The organism is Pseudoxanthomonas sp. LjRoot127, from assembly GCF_964253495.1.
Taxonomy (GTDB): domain Bacteria; phylum Pseudomonadota; class Gammaproteobacteria; order Xanthomonadales; family Xanthomonadaceae; genus Pseudoxanthomonas_A.
This window is the reverse complement of sequence record NZ_CAXUQR020000001.1, coordinates 3,580,232-3,597,708: the sequence shown is the minus strand read 5'-3', so window position 1 is coordinate 3,597,708 and position 17,477 is coordinate 3,580,232. Positions and strand designations below refer to the sequence as shown.

The following is a 17,477-nucleotide window of genomic DNA, read 5'->3' as shown; positions in this document are numbered from 1 at the left end:
TCAATCTCCTAGACGGGTTTGGTCATCCGAAGCCCTCGGCGTTCCAGCGCCGGGGGCTTCCTTGTTTGCGGGCCGTGCCCGCGCTACCGCGACCAGCTTTTCCAGCGAACCGCGGCGATACAGGCGCGTGCCCATGGGGGTGGACTGCATGACGGCGGGCACGCGCAGCGCGCCGTCATCGGAAACGAATTCCAGATTGGGCGACTTGCCCTTCGGCACCGGGTCGAACCCGATGTACCGGCAGCACCCTTCGAACTTGCGGGCTTCCATGTCACGCATGGGCGCTGTCCTCGGCCTCTTCGGCATTCAGGAACTTGGCGGCGCGCTGGGCGATGTCCTCGCTGGGGAACTGACGCGGGTAGTTGCCCGGCGTCAGTGCCACCTGTGGCTTGCCGACCGGCTTGCCTTCGGCGTCGACCTGTTCGAAACGGATAAGCCGCCACCAGCCGTGGCGGTCGGGATCGGAACCGGGGAACCACTGCTGCCAGGCATTCATTGCCATCAGCCCACCACCTTCAGCGAGGGCTTGGCCCCCGGCAGCTTGCCCATGGCGTCGGTGATCATGGCTGCGGCAGTCAGATGCGCGCCCATGCTTTCGTGCAGCTCTTCCAAGGCCTTGGCGAAGTGGTGCTGGTCCTCCGGGCCGATGGCGTTGTTGTCGGCCAGCATCACCGCAATGGACTGCACGGCGTCAGCCGCGCGGCGCATCAGTTCCGCGGGCGCGCCCACCTGCCCCACCACGTCGTTAGGCATGGGCGGCTTGCGTGCCAGGATCAGCCCGTCACGGCCCAGCAGTTCGGCCAGCACGTGGTCGCGGTACGGATCGGGCAGCGCATTGATCAGCGACTCTTCGATGTCCACGCACATGCGGATCTCGCCCGACAGGATGCGGCGCACCGTCTGCGTGTTCAGACGCGTAGCACGTTCGTGGTTGTCGGCGGTGGTGGCCACGTGGAATTCCACGTCGCGGTCTTCCACCGCCACGGTGTCGTGGTAGTGCAGGACCACTTCGGCCGCATAGGCGTTCCACTGCGTGCGGCTTTCCAGCACGGCGGCATTGACCAGCGTAGAAATGACCTGCGAACGGGTCGGGCGAGGGTTAGCCACGGGTGTTGACCTCGGCAAGTTCGACGCCCTGCGACTTCTGGAACAATCCCAGCAGTTCGTCCTGGCGCGTGTTGATCAGACTGTCGACGCGGCCGTAAATCACGGCGGGCGTGGCAGAGTCGGTGATGCATTCGTGCGCCTCGCGCAGCGTGGCGATTTCGTGCATCAGTGCGGCGGCGCGCGCCGCGTCGGCCGGCGGCAGGATGGATGCGTCCAAGATCATGCCGCCACCTTGCGCAGCCACAGCGACTGCGGCCCGAAGTCTTCGGTGTCGTACACCGCGACCAGCTGCCAGCCTTCGCCGTCCGGCGATGACGGCTGCCACTTTGTGACGCCGCCACCGTCCGCCCAGTACTCGTCGTGTTCCGGCTCGCCTTCGTCGTGGTCGACATCGAGCCCATGGAAACTGACTTCGAAGCCGGCATCCCGGATGGCATGGGTGTCCAGTGTTATGTCATCGGGTTCGTCGCCGACCATGAACCGGTCCAGATCGGGATGATGTGCATACCCGCTTTCATCGCGCACAGGCATGGCTTCGGGCGCGAACAGGGCGCGGATGGGTTGGTCGTGACTCATGCGTGTACCTGATGGGCTAGGCGCCGGTCGGCGCGTTCGATACGGGCCACTTCACGACGGCATGCGTCGAAGATCCCCGCGTACTCCGCACCCAGCGGCGACCGGGTGAAGTGGATGGAAACGTCAGCCGCCTCGCGCATCAGGCGCGATGCCAGCTGGCGACGGAGCGAAAGCGCGTAAGACTTCTGGCAGCACGACAGCGTGGCGTTCTTCAGCGCGTCGGTGCCCTGATAAACCCACCCCGGGCGGGTCTGGTTGGGGTGGCGGCCGGGGCGCGTGGTCATGCCTGCTCACCTCCCGAAACCGCCGCTTCGTGAACCACCGGCATGGGCGGGATATGTTTCAACCCGCCATGCGAATTGATCACCCGAGACACCGACGTTTTCTGCCAGCGCTTGCCGCCGTTGGGCGCGCGTATGCCGCGCTTGAACAGTTCGTCGGCGATGGCTTCCAGGCTCATCTGCGCCGGGCCGTCGTGCGGGCCGCGCAGGTCCATGATCAGTTCGCGGTGCGGCCAGGTGGCCGGGTCGCGGAACAGCGACTGCCCCACCACGCGGCCGGCGTCATCGCTCCACGTGCCGCCCATGGCCACACAGCCATACGGCGTGGTGCCGTACACCCTGCCCCGCTCGCGCAGCGACTGCTGCGTGGCGCGTGTGCGCTCGCGGACCAGGTCGCGTTCGTATTCGGCCGCACCCATCAGGATGGTCAGCACGAACTTGCCCACCGCCGTGGTGGTGTCCACCTTTTCACTGATGGACTGCAGGGCCACGCCGGTGCGGTCCAGTTCGTCGCGCACGAAGTTCAGCCCGTGCTGCGCATTGCGGAACAGCCGGTCCAGGCGATAGACCACCACCACATCGGCTTCGCCAGCGCGCAGGCGGCGCAGCAGTTCACGGCCGCCGGGGCGCTTGTGCAGCGCGGTGCCGGCGCTGACGCCGCGATCCTCGACGACGTCGACCAGCGTGTGGCCGAACAGGCCGCACCACTGGCGGATCATGTCGGGTTGCAGGGCCAGGCTATGCCCCTGCCCCGCCTGTTCTTCGGTCGACACGCGGATGTAGCCCAGGGCGCGCATCAGTGCGCCCCCGCGGCCTGATGCACCGCCAGCAGTTCGGCGGCCGTCACTACCCCGCCCGCCGCCTCCGCCATCTTGATGGCCCGATCCCGCGTGGAAACGTACCCACGACGGCGGATCTTGCGCAGCATTTCGGTGGACACGCCGGCCGCATTGGCGGCTTCGCCTACGGTCGGGAACAGCGCCACCCACAGGTCGACCGGGTTCTGAGGTTGGGTCGGGATGCAATTCATAGTTGCGCAAACTACAACCGCAAATTGCGCTTGTCAACAACTCAAAATTGCCATTCGTCGGCTGGTGCTGCGCAACAATGGGTTGCGGTCTGAACGTGGGGCCGCCTGGCCCCCGCCCCCGCACGGTGGCCGAACCCCTGATTGGAGTGGCGGGCCTCCTACAGAGTCCCATGCCAACCGCGCCCTATCAGGAATTCGCCGGGCGCCTGCACAAGGCGCTCGACCGCGCCCGGTTTCCAGCTGACCGCGCCCGGACCGGCGCACTCGCCAACCGTTACGCGGTCACCCGCGAAACCGCCCGCAAATGGCTGGCGGGCTTGGCCCTGCCCGAACTCGAGCGAATGATCACGTTGGCCACCGATTTTCGGGTGGCGTTCGAATGGCTGGCCACCGGTCGCGGCACCCCCGATGTCGATGCCGGCAAGGTGGTGCGGGAGATAACCGCCACCTATGGCGACGACACGCTGCAAAAGCTCCACGCCTGGCTTGACACCCTCACAGACGAACAGCGCAAGGGGCTGATACAGTTTCTCGGGATCTGCTGAAGGGGGCCGACATGAAGTCCTGCATCATCGTGCTTGCGCTACTGGTCAGCGGCTGCGCCACGCGCGCCGTCGATTCCACCGCAGCTGCCGCCGTGCCGGCCGATCGCGTGCTGGCCTTCGCCAGCGCCGGCAGCGACACCGCACCGGTCACCATCACGCGCGACAGCGGCATGATGAACGCCGGGTGCCCTCTCGCTTTCCTGGTCGACGGCAAGCCGGCGCTGATGATCCGCCGCGCGGAAACCGCTACCCTGCACCTGCCTGCCGGCGATCGCCTGGTGGGTGTCGCGCCGGCCGGCGGCGGGCTGTGCGATTCGCAGGCCGACCGCTACCGCCGCGAAGTCAGCCAGCGCGTGGTCGCTGGTCAGCCTTTGCGTCTGCGCATCGGCCTTCAGTCCGATGGCGAGCCCTACGTGCAGCCCACGTCGGGCTGATCAGCGGATCTGGCCGGCGGCTTCCATCTTGCGGATGCAGCGCCGCTCGCCACGCCAGCGGATGCGGTCGGTGGTGGCCACACCCATCACGCGGTTGCCCCACAGCTTCCACGCCAGCAGCACCGCATCGGTGATGGGCTGACCGGGTGCCGGGTCTGCAGGCTCGGGCGGGAACTCGCCGGCCGGTTCGTCCAGGCAGTCAGTCACCCGCGGCGGCGTTGGCTTCGTCGATTGCCGGCTGGATGCTTGGCATCCCACCAGCAGGCATGCGGCAATCACCAGCGACAGCAACACTGGCCAGTGCGGTTTCCCGTGCATACGTGTTCCTCTGCGTCTGCGCGGCGCTGCGCGCGGTGTCGGCCCGGGTGTCGGTCGCGATCGCGCGGGCCTGTGCCTCGGCCTGCGTGGCGCGCTTCTGCTCGGCCTCGATGGCGAAGCGGGCGGCCTGCTCCATCTTCGTGCGGCATTCCGCCTTCGCCGCGCCAGCCTTGCGCCACTGCCAGGCATTGACGCCGACCGACACCGCCAGCGCTGCCCACGACAACAGCAGGACCAGCACCATGCCGGCGATCCACTGGCCCGCCGCGCCCCAGGCGGAAACCTGGTCGCGCAGCGCCATCAGCGCTTCAGCCGCGCGTTGCGGTGCGCGATCGCCAGACGTTCGGACCACCACAGCGACAGCCGCAGCGGTACCGTCTGCACGGTGATGGCTAGGCTGCGAGCCTGATCCGCGATGCCGAACGCCTTGTCGTATTGCGCCAGCGCGATCATCGCAATGCCCACGCGCAACAGCACCGACCACCAGCCCGGCACGTGCGGCTGCACCAGCGGGGCCATGCCGGTGGCGAACGCGCCGACCATGGCCAGCAACAGGCCGACCTGTGCTGTGGCCTTCCGCACGCACGTGGGCCGGTCAGCGACCAGCAGGAAGGTGCCGCACACCCAAAAGATGACGAAGCACACCAGCGCGTTGACGGTCAGCAGTATCCAGATCATGGGGTGTCCTCATTCCGAGATTTCCCCCTGGTGAAAACCGCCACCCAGGCATTCAACCCCGCCTGGAAGGTGCGTTCGAAGTAGTCGGCCGCCTTGATGCGCACCACCTGCATCAGGAAAGCCGCGAGCCCGGCAACCGCCTCCACCGGGATGGCGTTCATGCCATACGGCGACAGCTGCGGAATGTGGGCCAGCGCCACCGCGATCCATCCGCCAATGAAAGCATCGGCCGCGATCCCCAGCAGGCGCAGCGGCACCGCCTCCACGTCCTGCCCTTTGCGCTTCAGATAGCTGAAACCAGACCCCAGCATGGCCGCCGTCAGCGCCGCCACCGGAATGCCCAGCACCGGGTACCTGCTGAACGCATCGATGCCCGGCCACAACGGCACGGTGACGGCCAGTGCGAGCGTCAGCAGCGCATCGGGAATGGCGTGATGGTTCATGCGTAGTGCGCCTGTGCGGCCGCGACAGCCATGCGATGGTTCAGCGGCCACTTGCCGGCATGCGGCTTGCCGGGGCGCCAGGTGCGGAAGCGGTACAGATCCCACGCCGCCTTCGTGTCGGTCAGCGCCGGCAGGCGCTTCGGATCGGTGAACAGCAGCAGGCGCGCGACGCAGCACGCCAGCAGGTCGTCGGCTTCAAGGGCAAGCCAGATGGCCCGCGGTTCGAACGCGACGCCGCGTGCCGCGCATATCTGCGCCAACCAGTAGCGGCTGGCGGGATGCAGGTACACGCCCCACACCCCGCCCCTCGACGCCTTCGTGCCCAGTTCGAACTGCCACAACCCGCGCGCCGGGCCCTTCACATTGGGTCGCTTGGCGTCGATGACCTGCCAGCGGTGTTCCAGCGCCGATTCCTGCAGGGCGATGGCCAACAGCATCACGATGGCCTCGATGCTGGTCATGGCCGCCGGCAGCAGTTTCAACGCCGGCAGGATCACGCGCTTGATGGCGATGTCCTGGCGGATCGGCAGCGGGAGTTGCGGCGCGGTCATGTCAGCATTTCACGCGCCGCGGGATGGTCGGTCTACCGTGCCGGTTAACGCCTCATCCCTCCGTTGGCAGCGGGTCACGACTCAACTGCACGCGCTCGCTGGCCGCGCGCGCCAGGTAGTTGGCTGCCACCGGATCGATAAGGCCATCGAACCGCTGCCACAACACGTCGTCGACGCGTTCGAAGTGGCGCGAAGCGCGGAGGACGAAGCCGGCGCCGTCCAGCCGGCCGATGCGCTGGAACATGGCTTCGGCTTCTCCGGCATCGTTGAAGCTGATGGTTTGCCCCTGCGACAGCAGGTTCATCACGCGGATGTCTTCCGCGTCGGCGTTGGCCAGGAAGTCTTCGTAACTGATCATGGTGCGGGGCTCCTATCGGTTTTCGGCTTCGCGCTGCCGGCGCAAGCGCTCTGCCCGTTCCAGGGACAGCATGCGGGTTTCCACTCCGGTGGCCTGGGGCGCGGAAGGTGGAGTGACGGGCGCCGCTCTTTCCAGTCGGCGAACACGGCGCCACACGAAGATCAACGCCGCGACCAGTAATGCCGTGATGACCACAAGCGCCGCGTTCACTCCGCACCCTCGGTCGCCGCCGGCAACTCGGTGGGTAGCGTGCCGGCGGGCGTGGCGGTGGCCAGCTCTTCTGGCTTCGGCGCCCATTCCGGCGCACTGCCCTTGCGGAAAGCGAAGCCCGAACGCAGGTCACTGGTGCCCAGAACACGCAGCAGGTTTTCGACCTTGGCGCGGGCGGTGCCGTCCGCAAAGCCCTCTTGCCAGCGCCACGCCTGGCCGGCGCCGCTCTGTGCGGTCGGGTCCCACACCAGGTCGCCGTATTGATCGCCCTTCCAGTTCGGGCGGCCGTCGTACCGCGGCAGGGTCATCAGTGCTTCCGCTGTGACTTCGCCCGTGTGCCGCACCCACGCATCGTCCATTTCGATGGTGTCACCAATGTTGTCCTGGTGGACGGTGTGGGTGGTGCTGTTGCTGCGGCTGGCGTAGCCATTGGGCGCCTGCTTGAAGGTGCCGTCGGCATTCATTTCCCATGCCTGCGCCGTCATGTGGAAGTGATCTGCCTTCACGGACAGGTCGACTTCCATCACCACGCGCATGTACACGTCGCTGTCCTGTTCGTGGAAGTCGCGCACCTCCACGTTTTCGGGAAGGTTCGTGGGGTGGCCGGGTAGCTGGATCTGAATCAGTTTCACTGCGTCATCCTCATGGTTTGTACTGCGCGTTGTGAGTGGCGATCGCGATGCCGGCCACCTCGCCGGCAAGGAACATCCGGTTACCCAAGTCGACCTTCACCACCTGGCGGGCACCGACGAACTGCAGATCACAGACCAGTTCAGGCGTCATGCGGCCATCGCGTTGCACCAGCACCTGCTGGCCCAGCATCTGCGGCGTTTTCCTGATGCGCCCGTCTGGCAGATCCATCGGCGTGGACGCGCTCTGAACGATGGTCGCGCCTGACTCAGTCACCAGGCGGTAGCACTCTTCATCGCCGATGCTGATGGTGCGCACGGCGTGTGCTTCCACTTCTGCGCGCGGCACGCGCACGTCGATGCACGGGACAAGATCGCCCGGCTTCAGGTCGCGTACCAGGCGCCCATCGGGCAGCACCGTGTCGAAGTCCACGCACCAGTCGCCCGGGTTGCCGGTGCCGGGTCCACCACCTGAACCGGTTCCGCTTGTCGGAATCGTGACGTTGCCCACCACGATGGCACCTTCGCCAGCCTGTTGCGCATTCAGCACATTGGTCTGCGCGTAGTAGGTTCGGGTTCCACCGTCCAGGTACGGGTCCAAGGTGAAGATGATGTACGTGACGCCCTGCGTCAGGCCCGTCACCGCATTGGTGACGGCGTTATAGCTGACGGTCTCACCGCTGATGTTCGTACTGTGCGCATTGACCGTCACCTGGCCGGAGCTATTTGCGGTCAGTGCAGTGGCGTTCCTGACGGATGCGATACCAGCGACCAGCGAAGCACGGCTGTTGCGCGCGCCGCCAAGAATCACACGACTGCCCCGCACGTTCAGGCCGATGCGGCGGACCCCAGCATCCATCGCCAGGTCGACGTTGGCTGTGCGCCCATAGGTCGTGCCGTCAGTAATCTGGTTCTGGTCGAGTGTCGTCTGTCGACGGATTTGACACATGCGGAAGCGCGCGTGCGTAGTTGCCCACGGCATGGTCACATTGCCGCCGGTGGTGTTGTTCCACTGCACGCCTACAATCGGGCGAACGTAAGCAGTACCGGCTGGAATGGTGACAAGGTGTTCGGTAAGCCAATACCCTGAGTGGTTGGCGGCCTGCCGACCCCCGTAGCCGATGTCTGCACCGTCCTTGTTGTAGAAGTTGAGGCCACAGTAGGTAAAGATATCGATGCCGGCTGGCCGAGTGGTGCCGATATCTACTACGCCTTCCGACCGCACAATAAATTTCTCGCCCGGCTCAACAGCGAAGCGATCGCCCGTGCGGACATACACTTGATTCGATCCGGGCCCTGCGGTGCCGCCGCTGTCACCAATGAAGAGTTGCATCTGATTGCCGGCGGCATACGATTCCAACCCAACGCCGACCGCAGATGTGTATGCGCCACCAACGCTATCGTTCATCCAGCCATCTGCGACGAACTCGCCTTGGACTGGTGCATATTGATTGATCGGGAACTGACCAAAGTTCTGGCCGAAATTTCCGTTCGGCACGAAGCTTTCGCCACTACTGACGGCGCGCGGCTGGTCGTCGGTAAAAGCGAGGCGGATGTTGTCAAACACCCAGAAACCGGCGTTGCATCCAGTGGTGATTAGATTGGCGTTCGCCCTCACTGCTCCATATGGAACAGTGATCTTTCCAGTGACCGTGCGCCAATAGCCGTTAGCCTGCTGGCCAGTAGACGGTGCCGATGACCATGCAAGATTCTTCTCTCCAATGAAGGTGCCGTCCTTGTTGTAGAACACAAGGCCGATTGCACTCTCACCATTGGCGAGGTTTTGCCAGCGGCCAACGCAGCCGATGACGGAGATGACTTGTCCGGGTCGTACCTGAATAGACTTCTGGTTGACCGCACGTGCGTTCGGGTTTCCCAACGAAGCGCTGAACACCATGATGCGGGAACCGCTAAGAGCGGCTGCATTCTCTTCGGTGTACATGCCGGTATCACGATTCCAATACAGGTCGGCTTGTTCAAACGACGGGTTAAAAACCAGCGAGTCCGTCGCGGCCGAAAAGTCGTCGGCGTTCTTCGACCAGCCTGTGCCATTCCAGTAATATGTGTCTTTGTAGCTCGGGCGATACCACATATCACCAACGATGTAGCTACCAGCGCCCGGTGTGGCATCTTGCACAAACAAACGGATGCGAGCGTTAGCAGTCGTCTGCGCGGTATTTGCTGCACCCTGCGCATTGCTGGCGTCAATAATTGCCTGCGGCAGTCGGTTGTCAGTGGACTCAACCCATGAAGAGCCGTTGCACCAGTACCACTTCCCGTCGTCGCTGTCCTGCCAGTAGTCGCCGATCTTTGCGCCACCACCGCCGATGGATGGCGCGGCCGCCTGCCGATAGATATCAACTTGACCATCCGCCGTCGCCTGCGCGGAAAGTGCGGTGATCAGAGCGGAGAGCGCCACGCCGGCCGGCGTACCGCGCGAATAGGCCGACGGACTATTGAGCGTTCCGACGGCCTCTTCAATCATTACACCGTCAATCCGGATGTCGGTTCCGTTTGCACCATTGACCAAAAGGCGAATAGCAATGCGCTCGCCGGTCATTGCGCTGGCGTCTAGTAGCGCAGAGATACGGCGCCATTGTCCGTCGTTGACAAACGTGAGCGGGCCTGATGGTGAGTCGGTGAGGGTGTTTGATTGCAAATCAACACTACCGGACGTAATGCTGTTCGTCAGGTAATAGAAGGACACGATGTACCGCTTTCCTGTGGTGTGCTGGATGTTCCAGCCCAGCGACGGGCACAAGAAAATAAAGCCCGACGTTCCAGCTGTCTGCCGCTGAAGAAGAAGGCTTGCTGCCACCTTCTTGAAGGTGGCATCGCGGCTGGCCGTGAGGTTGGACGGCACCAGCTGCGGAAGCGTCGTGTTTTCGAACGTGCTGTACTGGTCGGGTAGGACGTTGACGCCGCTGCCGCCAAGTCGACCAGGCGTTATCAGACCGTCGGGCGCCACGGTCTGGTCGGGCACACTGTATGTCGCGGACTTTACCGGCGACGACTTGATGCCCAGCGAATTGATGGCGGTGATGCGCGCTTCGAAGGTGCCCGGCAGCACGTTTGGCACATCCACCGACGTGCCGGCCACGCGGCCCGCCGCGATCCATTCGCCCTGCCCCTGCCGCCATTCGACGTCGTAGACGATCGCGGAAGCGATCGCCTGCCAGTCGACATTGACCACCACCTGCGCGGTGATCTCGCCCGCCACTTCACGGTGCGTGATGGTGATTCCGGTGGGCGGAAGCTGCACGCTGGGGGGCAGGATGGTGGTGGGCGCAGCCTCGACGTAGACGCCATTTTCCACCGCATCGAACTTGCCTTCCGCGTGCTGGATCGCCGTGAGGGTGTACGTCATCCCCTCGTTCTCGGTCACACTGATAACGCGGAACTTCTGTGCCGCAAGCGTTTCGCTCTGCACGGTCCAGACCGCGCCGACCACCGGGATATCGGTGAACGGGGTCGTGGTGGTGATGACGCGCCCGACCACGGACTGCACGGTCCGTTCTTGCGCCACGGCGTCGGGAAGCACGCAGCTGATCGTGTCGCCTGGCGCCACGGTGGGCGCGGCGTCCACCGTGATGGCGCTGTTGGTGGCCAGTGACACGCGGCCACCAATGCGCCGCCCTGCACGGGCCGGGTCGGCGACCAGCACCACCTGCCCAGGCTGCGCCACCGTGCCTTCCAGGCCCACGGAGAACGTCACCGTGTTGGTTTCCATGTGTTCGGTGAACAGTAGCCAGCGCCCGGCGCGCTGCGCCTGCGACTTGGACGTGCACCCGAACGCGATGATGTCGGTCTGGTTGATGCCGTAGCGGGCGATGCCCTCTTCGAAGATGACCGGCTCTACCTTCGCGCGTCCGAAGTCGGTAGGGTCATTCCAGCTGACCATCGCTACGGTGTGACGCGCTTTCTTGCCGCTTCCCTGATACAGGAACTTGCCGTCGATGACGTTGGCCGCGGTGTAGATGTACACCGGGTCTTCCGGCATGTCGGCCACGGCCTTGATGGTGGCCCCGGTCCAGAACGAAATACCGCGGAAGATGGACGCCAGGTCCTGCAGCAGTTTGAACGCATCGACTCGCGTCTGCAGGTACACATTGCAGGTGAAGCGGGGTTCCTGTCCGCCGGCACCGTTGGACACCAGTTCGTCGCAGTAGCGGGCGATTTTGTACAGGGCCCACTTGTCGACCTGCGACGGCTGCACCAGATGCCCCAGGCCATAGCGCGGATTGGTGGCCAGGTCGTAGTAGATCCACGCCGGGTTGTTGGTCCACGCCGGCTGGAATGTGCCGTCCCAGATACCGGTATACGCACGGGTCGTCGCGTTGTAGTTCGACGGCACCTGCACGATGCGGCCGCGGATGTGATACGCACGCGTTGGGATGTTCTGGAACTGCGACGCGTCCACCACCACGGCGGCCAGCGCGCTGTTCGGGTATCGGAACTTGCCGTCGAGGATCTCCGCGAAGGACTCCACGAAGGTCAGGTCAGCGACCGACCCGCTGTTGGCCTGCGGGGTGATGCGCCGCACCCGGACGATCCAGCCACTGGATGCCGCCGGCAGATCGATGCGGTGGCTGCGTACATACTTTGTCGACGTCTTGCCCGTGAAAGCGCTGTTCAGGACGGTCACGAACGAACCACCATCGGTCGACAGGTCGATCGCGTACTGGACCGAATGCCCCTTGATGTCGCCGTTGCTGGTGTCTGCCTTGCTTAGGGTCGGCACCGACAGACGCACGCGGATGGCCGACAGCGCGGTGTTGTTGATCGCCCGCGTCCACGGCGTTCCCTGCTGCAGTTCCAGGTTGACGCCCAGTTCGCTTTCGACCGCCGGGAAGCCTTTGATGTAGTCCTGGTCCTGCGTGCCGACGCGGGTGTCGATCTGCACATTCTTGAAGTTCAGCGACCCGTCGCCATTGGCCACCGGGGTTTCGTCCAGGAACACCGACTGCAACCCGTTCACCAGGCCGACGATCTCGCCTTCGCTGATCAGGTCAAGAATGCGCGCGTAATCGGTGCTGTGCAGGCTGTCGGGCGCCTCGACCGGCTTGCGGGCCTGGCTGGACCCGCCCTTCGCCCCCGCGATCGCGGCCCGCGTCGCTGACGCCAACGGACGCATGATCATGCGAGTAGCCACTCCCCGTGCCAGGGCGCGCCACCGCCACCACCACCGCCACCCGACCCGACGCCACCACCGCCCGCGGCGGTGCCCGTCGGTACGTACACCTGATCCTCTGACGTGATGCCAGCGGAAATGACCGCGCTTCCGCAGATCACCTCGCCGTATGCCACAGGCACCGGGTTGCCCTGCGCCTGGGTGTTGATAGGTCCGTTGAAGGAATAGCTGGGTCGATTCTCGGGACGATCACCGGCGCCATTACCCTTCGGCGTGGGTGCCAGCATCTGCGCCACGCCGCCGATGATCATGCCGATACCGGCCTGGATGAAGGGCGTGCCCCAACCGCCATAGATGTTGCCGATGACGCCGATGACGATCAGCACAATGCCCAGGATGATGTTGAAAACGCCGTTCTTCTTCGACCCCAGCAGCACCGGCGCGAAGCGGATTTCGCGGTGGCCGGCCGGCGTGTCCAGCTGATCTTCCTTCAGGTTGTCCTTGCCGATGAACACGGCGAAGCCCATGCCCTTGTCCTTGGCTTCGGTCAGGTACTGTTCGAAACCAGGCAACTGCGCGGCAAGCGCGCGCAACGCCTCGGCCGGTGTGCTGACCGCCAGGCGAAAGGACCGGCCGAACGTTGCGCCGAAGCGCCCGTAAAGTTTCACGGTGGTCAGCGCCTGCATCATGCGTGGACCTCCCGGTGTCGCACGATGTAGCGCGTCACCTCCGCCCACTGGCCGCCGTACACGTCACGGCTGGAAAGCCGGCCATGCAGGTGGTGGATGATGTTGCCGTCGCCGAGATACACGGCGGCGTGATTGACCACCGGGGCGCGGATCTGCATCAGGATGATGTCGCCACGCTGCGGTGCGCCCACGATGGGCGCACAGCCGGCAGCGGCGAAGTTCTGCATGTACAGGTCTTCCCCATGCAGCCACCAGTCGTCGCGGCGCGGGTAGTCGGGCAGGTCGATGCCGAGTTCCCGCCGGTACCAGTCCCGCACCAGGCTGTAGCAGTCCAGCACGCCATGCGCGAAGGGGCGGCCGATCAGCGGGGCTTCATAGCCCTGCGGCTCGATGGTCACGATGTCGCCCGCTTCCGGCTCCGTGCCACCGTCCGGCACGCTCACGTGCACGATGTGCCACGGCAGGCCGCTGGTTTCGCATGCCACCCGGTCGGCTTCCGATGGGCGCGCCGGAACGTCGGGGTGCGAATGCACCACGGCGATGATTTCGCCTTCGTCTTCCGCGCTCGCGTAGTCCTCCGGCGACAGCACGAAGTGTTCGCCCGGGGTGGCGGCCAGGTTCGCGCAACGGCGGTACCGCTCGCGGCCCTTGACCACCTGCACCAGGCCGCACGACTCGCGCGGATAATCGGCCACGGCGTGGTCGCGGATGGCCTGCTGGGTTTCTTCTTTCATGTACGCACCATGCCGGCGGCAGCGAAGCCGCCATAGTTCAAGACGCCATCCGGCCAGATGCGCAGCTTGCAATCGCGCACCAGACCACCACAGCGGTCTTCGGCCAGTGTGGCCGCGGGGCTGCCATCAGCTTTCGCCACTGGCACGCCAACGTAGTTGCAATAGGGGCCGCGGTAGCCACCGATGGACAGCCACAGGCAGCGGCTGGCGATGATCTGCCGGCGCGGCAGCTGGACGCCCGCGAAGTCCAGCGCAGACGCCAGTTCGAATTCCACCGCGTCGCTGGACTCTCCGGACTTGCGTTCGATGAACCACACGTCGTCGGGGAAGCCCTGCGTGGGATCGGCTGTTGGGTTGCCGTCAGGGAAGTTCACGGCGTCCAGATACTGCGCGAACGTACGGCGCCGTGTGATCTTCGCGCCGACCAGGTCGTCGTAGTACATGCACAACGCACTGATGCTGCCGTTGACGTTGCCCACCGCCAATTTCGGCACCGGCTGCTTCTCGCCGGTGATTTCGAAGCCCTCGGCCTTGATGGGCCAACCCACGTACTGGTTGCCCTGCCACCAGATCGCTTCGGTCTGCGCATGTCCGTGGAAATAGGCCACGTCACCGCCCAGGACGGTGGCGTCCAATTCCAGCAGTTCGATCAGGCTGCCGGGTTCCAGCTTCTGGATGTCTGCCTTGACGGTCATGGCGTGAACCACTGTTCGAACGTGGCCACGAGGCGACGCCGCGAAGCGGCGCCCGGTATCCACTGGAAGCCCTTGCAGCGGAACAGCGCCTGTTCGCCATCGGGTGGGGTCCACAGAAACGACGTATGGCCGCCGTGGGCACGCAGGAAGTCACGGATGGGCAGCAGGTAGTCCAGGCTGCCGCGAAACGTCAGCGGCCATGTCTGCACTTCGTTGTTCAGGCCATCGCCGACGGCCTGGCCGTAGCCGTCACCGAAGCGCGCTTCGCGCGTGCGGAACTGGAAGTCCCCGCTGGGCTCGATGATCGGTTGCCATGTGAAGACTTCAGCCATTCTGCATCTTCCAAAGCAGCCCACCCGGCCGCATTTCGTTGGCCATGGTGTCGCGCACAGTCGCCTTGACCAGCGCGCCAAGTTGGCGCGCTTCGTCGGTGCCTTCGCCCGATTCCTCTTCCGACGACTCGCCAGTGATGAAGTTGAAATTCATGTCGAACTTGAACGCGGCGCCGCCACTGGCCATGCCGCCTGCACCAGCGTATTGCGCGGGCACGACGTTGCCACCCGCGCCCGACACCAGGAAGCGCCGTCCGTTCTGTTCCACCAATTCGGGCTTGCCGTGTTCGCCCAGTTCGTACAGCTTTCCACCCTGCATGCTGCCGCCGGTGGCGCGGCCGCCGCCGAAGTAAGACCCAACCGCCTGCGCGATCGTCGCCCACCAGCCCCCACCACTGCTGCCGCCTGATCCGCCGCTGTTGTTGCCGATGGAGTTGGCCCATTCGGTGATCTTGCTGGCCGCTATGTCGGCAACCATCTGCAGCAGCATCTGTTGCCAGCGATCTTCGATGCGTTCGAAGTTGCCGGACAGGGCGTCGTAGATGCTGTCACCCAGCAGGTACTGCGTGCTGTCGCTTGCGTCCTGCAGGATCTCTTTGACGGTGGCGCCGTGCTTGCGGGCACTCTCCGTGGCGCGCTTGTAGTCCTTTTCGGCAGCGCCGACCGCGCGGTTGTAGGTTTCCTGGCTGATGGCGCCCTCGTCCAGCAGTGCCTTGTAGCGGGCGATTTCGGCGGATAGCACTTCCTGCGGCGTCAGCATGGCCTCAGTGACGCGCGCACCCTCTTCTTTCGCCTGGTTGCTGCGTTCCTGCGCGTCGCGCTCTTCGGCGGCCAGGCGCAACTGTTCGGCCAGCTTCGGGTTCAGGGCGTCCAGCCCGTCTTGCTTGATCTGGTAGTTGACCCGCGCCAGTTCCGTGGTCTGGCCATTCAGCGCGATTTCCTGCTGCAGACGTTCCAGCATGCGGCCGTATTCGGCGTTCAGCTGTTTGGCGGCCTTCTCGGCTTCGGTCAGCTGCGCAGCGCGGGGCTTCTTGCCATCGCCGCCGCCGGGCGCCTTGCCACCGCCGCCACCCGATGGCCGAAGCATCGACGCTGGGATATCTCCCTGGTCGGAAAAGTTGACGCGCGTGCGCGACGGGTCGCCGAAGATCCGTTCGTTTAACTCGATCTGTGCCTGCAGTGCGGCTTGCCGATTGCGGAGTTCCTTGTCGGTACCGCCGCCGATACCCTCGAAACCCAGCACCCTGGCTGGCAGTCGATTCACGATGGTGGCGCGCTGCGTCAGCCAGTCGCCAGTCAGTCGGCCGTCCTTCATGGCAGCGTCAGCGGACTGTCGGCGAGCGAGCTCGCGCTCCACCATGGCCAGTTCGGCACGCTGGTTGCCTAGGTTCTCGCCGCCCATCAGCTTGCTGAACCCACCGCCCTGGATTGTCAGCAAGCGCTGCGCTGCGCCGAATGCCTGGTCCAGCCACCCCACCAGCGACGCCAGGCCAGCGACCAGACCCAGCGCACCTTCGGTCATGTTGGCGAATCCGGAACGAACGTCGCCGGAATTCAGCGTGCTGATAAGTCCCTCGACGCTGGACCGCACACCTTCCAGCCCCTCACCCCCCGTGTCGCCGGTCAGCACATCCGCCAAGGTATTCTTCAGCGCGATCATCGATCCGCCGAACGTATCGCGTGCCGCCTGCGCGGCGCCGCCATAGCTGTCGGCCAGGATGTCCAGGATGATCTGCTGGGCTTCGGCGGTCTTGCCGGCCTCGTCCAGTTCCTTGATGGCCTTTCGCACACTGTCGGTGAACGCGGCGCCGAAGCCCTGCTGCGCCAGCGCTGCCGCTGCTTTCTGCGGCGATTCCAGCGCACGGCCGATGGTCTCGGCGGACTGTTCCACGCCGATCCCCAAGCGCGCCGCCTGGTCGATGGCGATCTGCAGTGCTTCGGGGAAGTTCTTGCTGGCAATGCCGCTGTAGGACAGCAGGCGGGTTTCCGCCTTGATGATCTCGCCGGCACTGAATGTCGACGCGGCGGCGATGGCCTCCGACATATCGACCAGCTGGTCGCGCGTGTACGTGGCACCCTGCCCGGTCGATCGCAGCACGGCTTCCAGCTGCGCCATTTCCTGTTCCGCAGCGGCGGTATTGCGAAGGATCAGGCCGATGCCAGCGACGGCGGCGGCGCCGGCATACTTGATGGCGTTGCCGATCTTTACGCCGAACTCTTCCCACTCTTCGCCCGAGTCCTCCACCGCGGCGCTGGTCGCCTTCACCTCGTCGCGAATGCTCTTCAGCGACGCGCGCACCTCGCCGTCGCCGCCGACATCGAACTGGACCTGGAAGCGGCTAGTGCGCTGACTCACGCTGCGCGCGCTCCCGCTCGGCCACGTCGACGCGCGCCGTCACGAACGCCCGTTCGATCACCAGCAGGTCGTCCAGCAGGCACGGCAGGTCCGCGCGCGACACGCCGATGCGGTCCAGCGACGCGCGGATGATCGTCAGGCAGTCGCCCATGCGCAGCCCGGTAGGTAGGCCGCTGGGCGCGTAGCTCCACTGTCCGCGGCATCGCAGATACGCAAGCGCCGCCGGCACCGCATCCGGCAGCAAGCGCGGCTGCGGACAGTCGCCGCAGATCACCTTGCAATCCTTGCAGTAGCTGGATGTGAACCACTCGTCGTATTTCCTTTCGAAGTCCCACAGCCGCTGGTCTTCCACGCCTGGACCCGCCCCGGCAATCCACCGG

The 17,477-nt window shown here is 65.0% G+C and carries 24 protein-coding genes; 2 read left to right on the top strand and 22 right to left on the bottom strand.

All coding sequences use genetic code 11. From position 1 onward, the window contains the following. The 8 genes from ACSQ19_RS16955 to ACSQ19_RS16920 are packed head-to-tail and all read right to left on the bottom strand — an operon-like array spanning nucleotide 1 to nucleotide 2,994. Nucleotides 1-279, bottom strand: a complete 279-nt coding sequence (locus ACSQ19_RS16955; protein WP_435998603.1) for a hypothetical protein — start codon at nucleotides 277-279, stop codon at nucleotides 1-3. Continuing rightward, nucleotides 272-502, bottom strand: a complete 231-nt coding sequence (locus ACSQ19_RS16950) for a hypothetical protein (protein WP_435998601.1) — start codon at nucleotides 500-502, stop codon at nucleotides 272-274. The genes ACSQ19_RS16955 and ACSQ19_RS16950 overlap by 8 nt, the downstream gene beginning before the upstream one ends. Then, nucleotides 502-1,107 carry a hypothetical protein gene (locus ACSQ19_RS16945; RefSeq protein WP_435998599.1) on the bottom strand — a complete coding sequence of 202 codons (606 nt, stop codon included), beginning with the start codon at nucleotides 1,105-1,107 and terminating at the stop codon, nucleotides 502-504. Before ACSQ19_RS16945 ends, ACSQ19_RS16950 begins: the two co-directional genes overlap by 1 nt. Then, nucleotides 1,100-1,330: a hypothetical protein gene (locus ACSQ19_RS16940; protein ID WP_435998597.1), complete on the bottom strand. Its 231-nt coding sequence runs from the start codon at nucleotides 1,328-1,330 to the stop codon at nucleotides 1,100-1,102. The genes ACSQ19_RS16945 and ACSQ19_RS16940 overlap by 8 nt, the downstream gene beginning before the upstream one ends. Continuing rightward, nucleotides 1,327-1,683, bottom strand: coding sequence for a hypothetical protein (locus ACSQ19_RS16935; RefSeq protein ID WP_435998595.1), 357 nt, complete (start codon nucleotides 1,681-1,683; stop codon nucleotides 1,327-1,329). The genes ACSQ19_RS16940 and ACSQ19_RS16935 overlap by 4 nt, the downstream gene beginning before the upstream one ends. Next, complete coding sequence (locus ACSQ19_RS16930; protein ID WP_435998593.1) at nucleotides 1,680-1,967, bottom strand: hypothetical protein; 288 nt, start codon at nucleotides 1,965-1,967, stop codon at nucleotides 1,680-1,682. The genes ACSQ19_RS16935 and ACSQ19_RS16930 overlap by 4 nt, the downstream gene beginning before the upstream one ends. Beyond that, nucleotides 1,964-2,761 (bottom strand): recombinase family protein, encoded by a 798-nt coding sequence (locus ACSQ19_RS16925; RefSeq protein WP_435998591.1) that lies wholly within the window; start codon nucleotides 2,759-2,761, stop codon nucleotides 1,964-1,966. The genes ACSQ19_RS16930 and ACSQ19_RS16925 overlap by 4 nt, the downstream gene beginning before the upstream one ends. Beyond that, the gene (locus ACSQ19_RS16920; protein ID WP_435998589.1) at nucleotides 2,761-2,994 is read right to left on the bottom strand and encodes a hypothetical protein; all 234 of its coding nucleotides are present in this window, start codon (nucleotides 2,992-2,994) and stop codon (nucleotides 2,761-2,763) included. Before ACSQ19_RS16920 ends, ACSQ19_RS16925 begins: the two co-directional genes overlap by 1 nt. 170 nt (nucleotides 2,995-3,164) lie before the next feature. Between ACSQ19_RS16920 and ACSQ19_RS16915 the strand changes: the two genes are divergently transcribed. Then, entirely contained in the window at nucleotides 3,165-3,539 is a 375-nt protein-coding gene (locus ACSQ19_RS16915) for a helix-turn-helix domain-containing protein (RefSeq protein WP_435998587.1), read from the top strand. Between the two features lie 11 nt (nucleotides 3,540-3,550). Next, nucleotides 3,551-3,973 (top strand): hypothetical protein, encoded by a 423-nt coding sequence (locus ACSQ19_RS16910; protein WP_435998585.1) that lies wholly within the window; start codon nucleotides 3,551-3,553, stop codon nucleotides 3,971-3,973. Here the strand turns inward: ACSQ19_RS16910 and ACSQ19_RS16905 are convergent, their stop codons facing one another. The 14 genes from ACSQ19_RS16905 to ACSQ19_RS16840 form a co-directional block, all read right to left on the bottom strand. Next, nucleotides 3,974-4,180 (bottom strand): hypothetical protein, encoded by a 207-nt coding sequence (locus ACSQ19_RS16905; RefSeq protein ID WP_435998583.1) that lies wholly within the window; start codon nucleotides 4,178-4,180, stop codon nucleotides 3,974-3,976. Continuing rightward, a complete protein-coding gene (locus ACSQ19_RS16900) occupies nucleotides 4,173-4,592 on the bottom strand; it encodes a hypothetical protein (protein ID WP_435998581.1) in 420 nt (139 codons plus the stop codon). The genes ACSQ19_RS16905 and ACSQ19_RS16900 overlap by 8 nt, the downstream gene beginning before the upstream one ends. Beyond that, nucleotides 4,592-4,969, bottom strand: a complete 378-nt coding sequence (locus ACSQ19_RS16895; protein ID WP_435998580.1) for a hypothetical protein — start codon at nucleotides 4,967-4,969, stop codon at nucleotides 4,592-4,594. The genes ACSQ19_RS16900 and ACSQ19_RS16895 overlap by 1 nt, the downstream gene beginning before the upstream one ends. Further along, nucleotides 4,966-5,412 (bottom strand): hypothetical protein, encoded by a 447-nt coding sequence (locus ACSQ19_RS16890; protein ID WP_435998578.1) that lies wholly within the window; start codon nucleotides 5,410-5,412, stop codon nucleotides 4,966-4,968. Before ACSQ19_RS16890 ends, ACSQ19_RS16895 begins: the two co-directional genes overlap by 4 nt. Continuing rightward, complete coding sequence (locus ACSQ19_RS16885) at nucleotides 5,409-5,963, bottom strand: hypothetical protein (RefSeq protein ID WP_435998576.1); 555 nt, start codon at nucleotides 5,961-5,963, stop codon at nucleotides 5,409-5,411. The genes ACSQ19_RS16890 and ACSQ19_RS16885 overlap by 4 nt, the downstream gene beginning before the upstream one ends. A gap of 52 nt (nucleotides 5,964-6,015) precedes the next feature. Next, entirely contained in the window at nucleotides 6,016-6,321 is a 306-nt protein-coding gene (locus ACSQ19_RS16880; protein ID WP_435998574.1) for a hypothetical protein, read from the bottom strand. Nucleotides 6,322-6,527: 206 nt separating this feature from the next. Next, entirely contained in the window at nucleotides 6,528-7,163 is a 636-nt protein-coding gene (locus ACSQ19_RS16875; protein ID WP_435998572.1) for a hypothetical protein, read from the bottom strand. 10 nt (nucleotides 7,164-7,173) lie between these two features. Then, a complete protein-coding gene (locus ACSQ19_RS16870; RefSeq protein ID WP_435998570.1) occupies nucleotides 7,174-12,300 on the bottom strand; it encodes a host specificity protein J in 5,127 nt (1,708 codons plus the stop codon). After that, nucleotides 12,297-12,977 carry a tail assembly protein gene (locus ACSQ19_RS16865; RefSeq protein ID WP_435998568.1) on the bottom strand — a complete coding sequence of 227 codons (681 nt, stop codon included), beginning with the start codon at nucleotides 12,975-12,977 and terminating at the stop codon, nucleotides 12,297-12,299. Before ACSQ19_RS16865 ends, ACSQ19_RS16870 begins: the two co-directional genes overlap by 4 nt. After that, nucleotides 12,977-13,714: a C40 family peptidase gene (locus ACSQ19_RS16860; protein ID WP_435998566.1), complete on the bottom strand. Its 738-nt coding sequence runs from the start codon at nucleotides 13,712-13,714 to the stop codon at nucleotides 12,977-12,979. The genes ACSQ19_RS16865 and ACSQ19_RS16860 overlap by 1 nt, the downstream gene beginning before the upstream one ends. Then, nucleotides 13,711-14,409, bottom strand: a complete 699-nt coding sequence (locus tag ACSQ19_RS16855; protein WP_435998564.1) for a phage minor tail protein L — start codon at nucleotides 14,407-14,409, stop codon at nucleotides 13,711-13,713. The genes ACSQ19_RS16860 and ACSQ19_RS16855 overlap by 4 nt, the downstream gene beginning before the upstream one ends. Beyond that, the gene (locus ACSQ19_RS16850; RefSeq protein WP_435998562.1) at nucleotides 14,406-14,741 is read right to left on the bottom strand and encodes a phage tail protein; all 336 of its coding nucleotides are present in this window, start codon (nucleotides 14,739-14,741) and stop codon (nucleotides 14,406-14,408) included. The genes ACSQ19_RS16855 and ACSQ19_RS16850 overlap by 4 nt, the downstream gene beginning before the upstream one ends. Then, nucleotides 14,734-17,097: a phage tail length tape measure family protein gene (locus ACSQ19_RS16845; RefSeq protein ID WP_435998560.1), complete on the bottom strand. Its 2,364-nt coding sequence runs from the start codon at nucleotides 17,095-17,097 to the stop codon at nucleotides 14,734-14,736. The genes ACSQ19_RS16850 and ACSQ19_RS16845 overlap by 8 nt, the downstream gene beginning before the upstream one ends. Continuing rightward, a complete protein-coding gene (locus ACSQ19_RS16840) occupies nucleotides 17,081-17,449 on the bottom strand; it encodes a hypothetical protein (protein WP_435998558.1) in 369 nt (122 codons plus the stop codon). Before ACSQ19_RS16840 ends, ACSQ19_RS16845 begins: the two co-directional genes overlap by 17 nt. Nucleotides 17,450-17,477 lie beyond the last annotated feature (28 nt).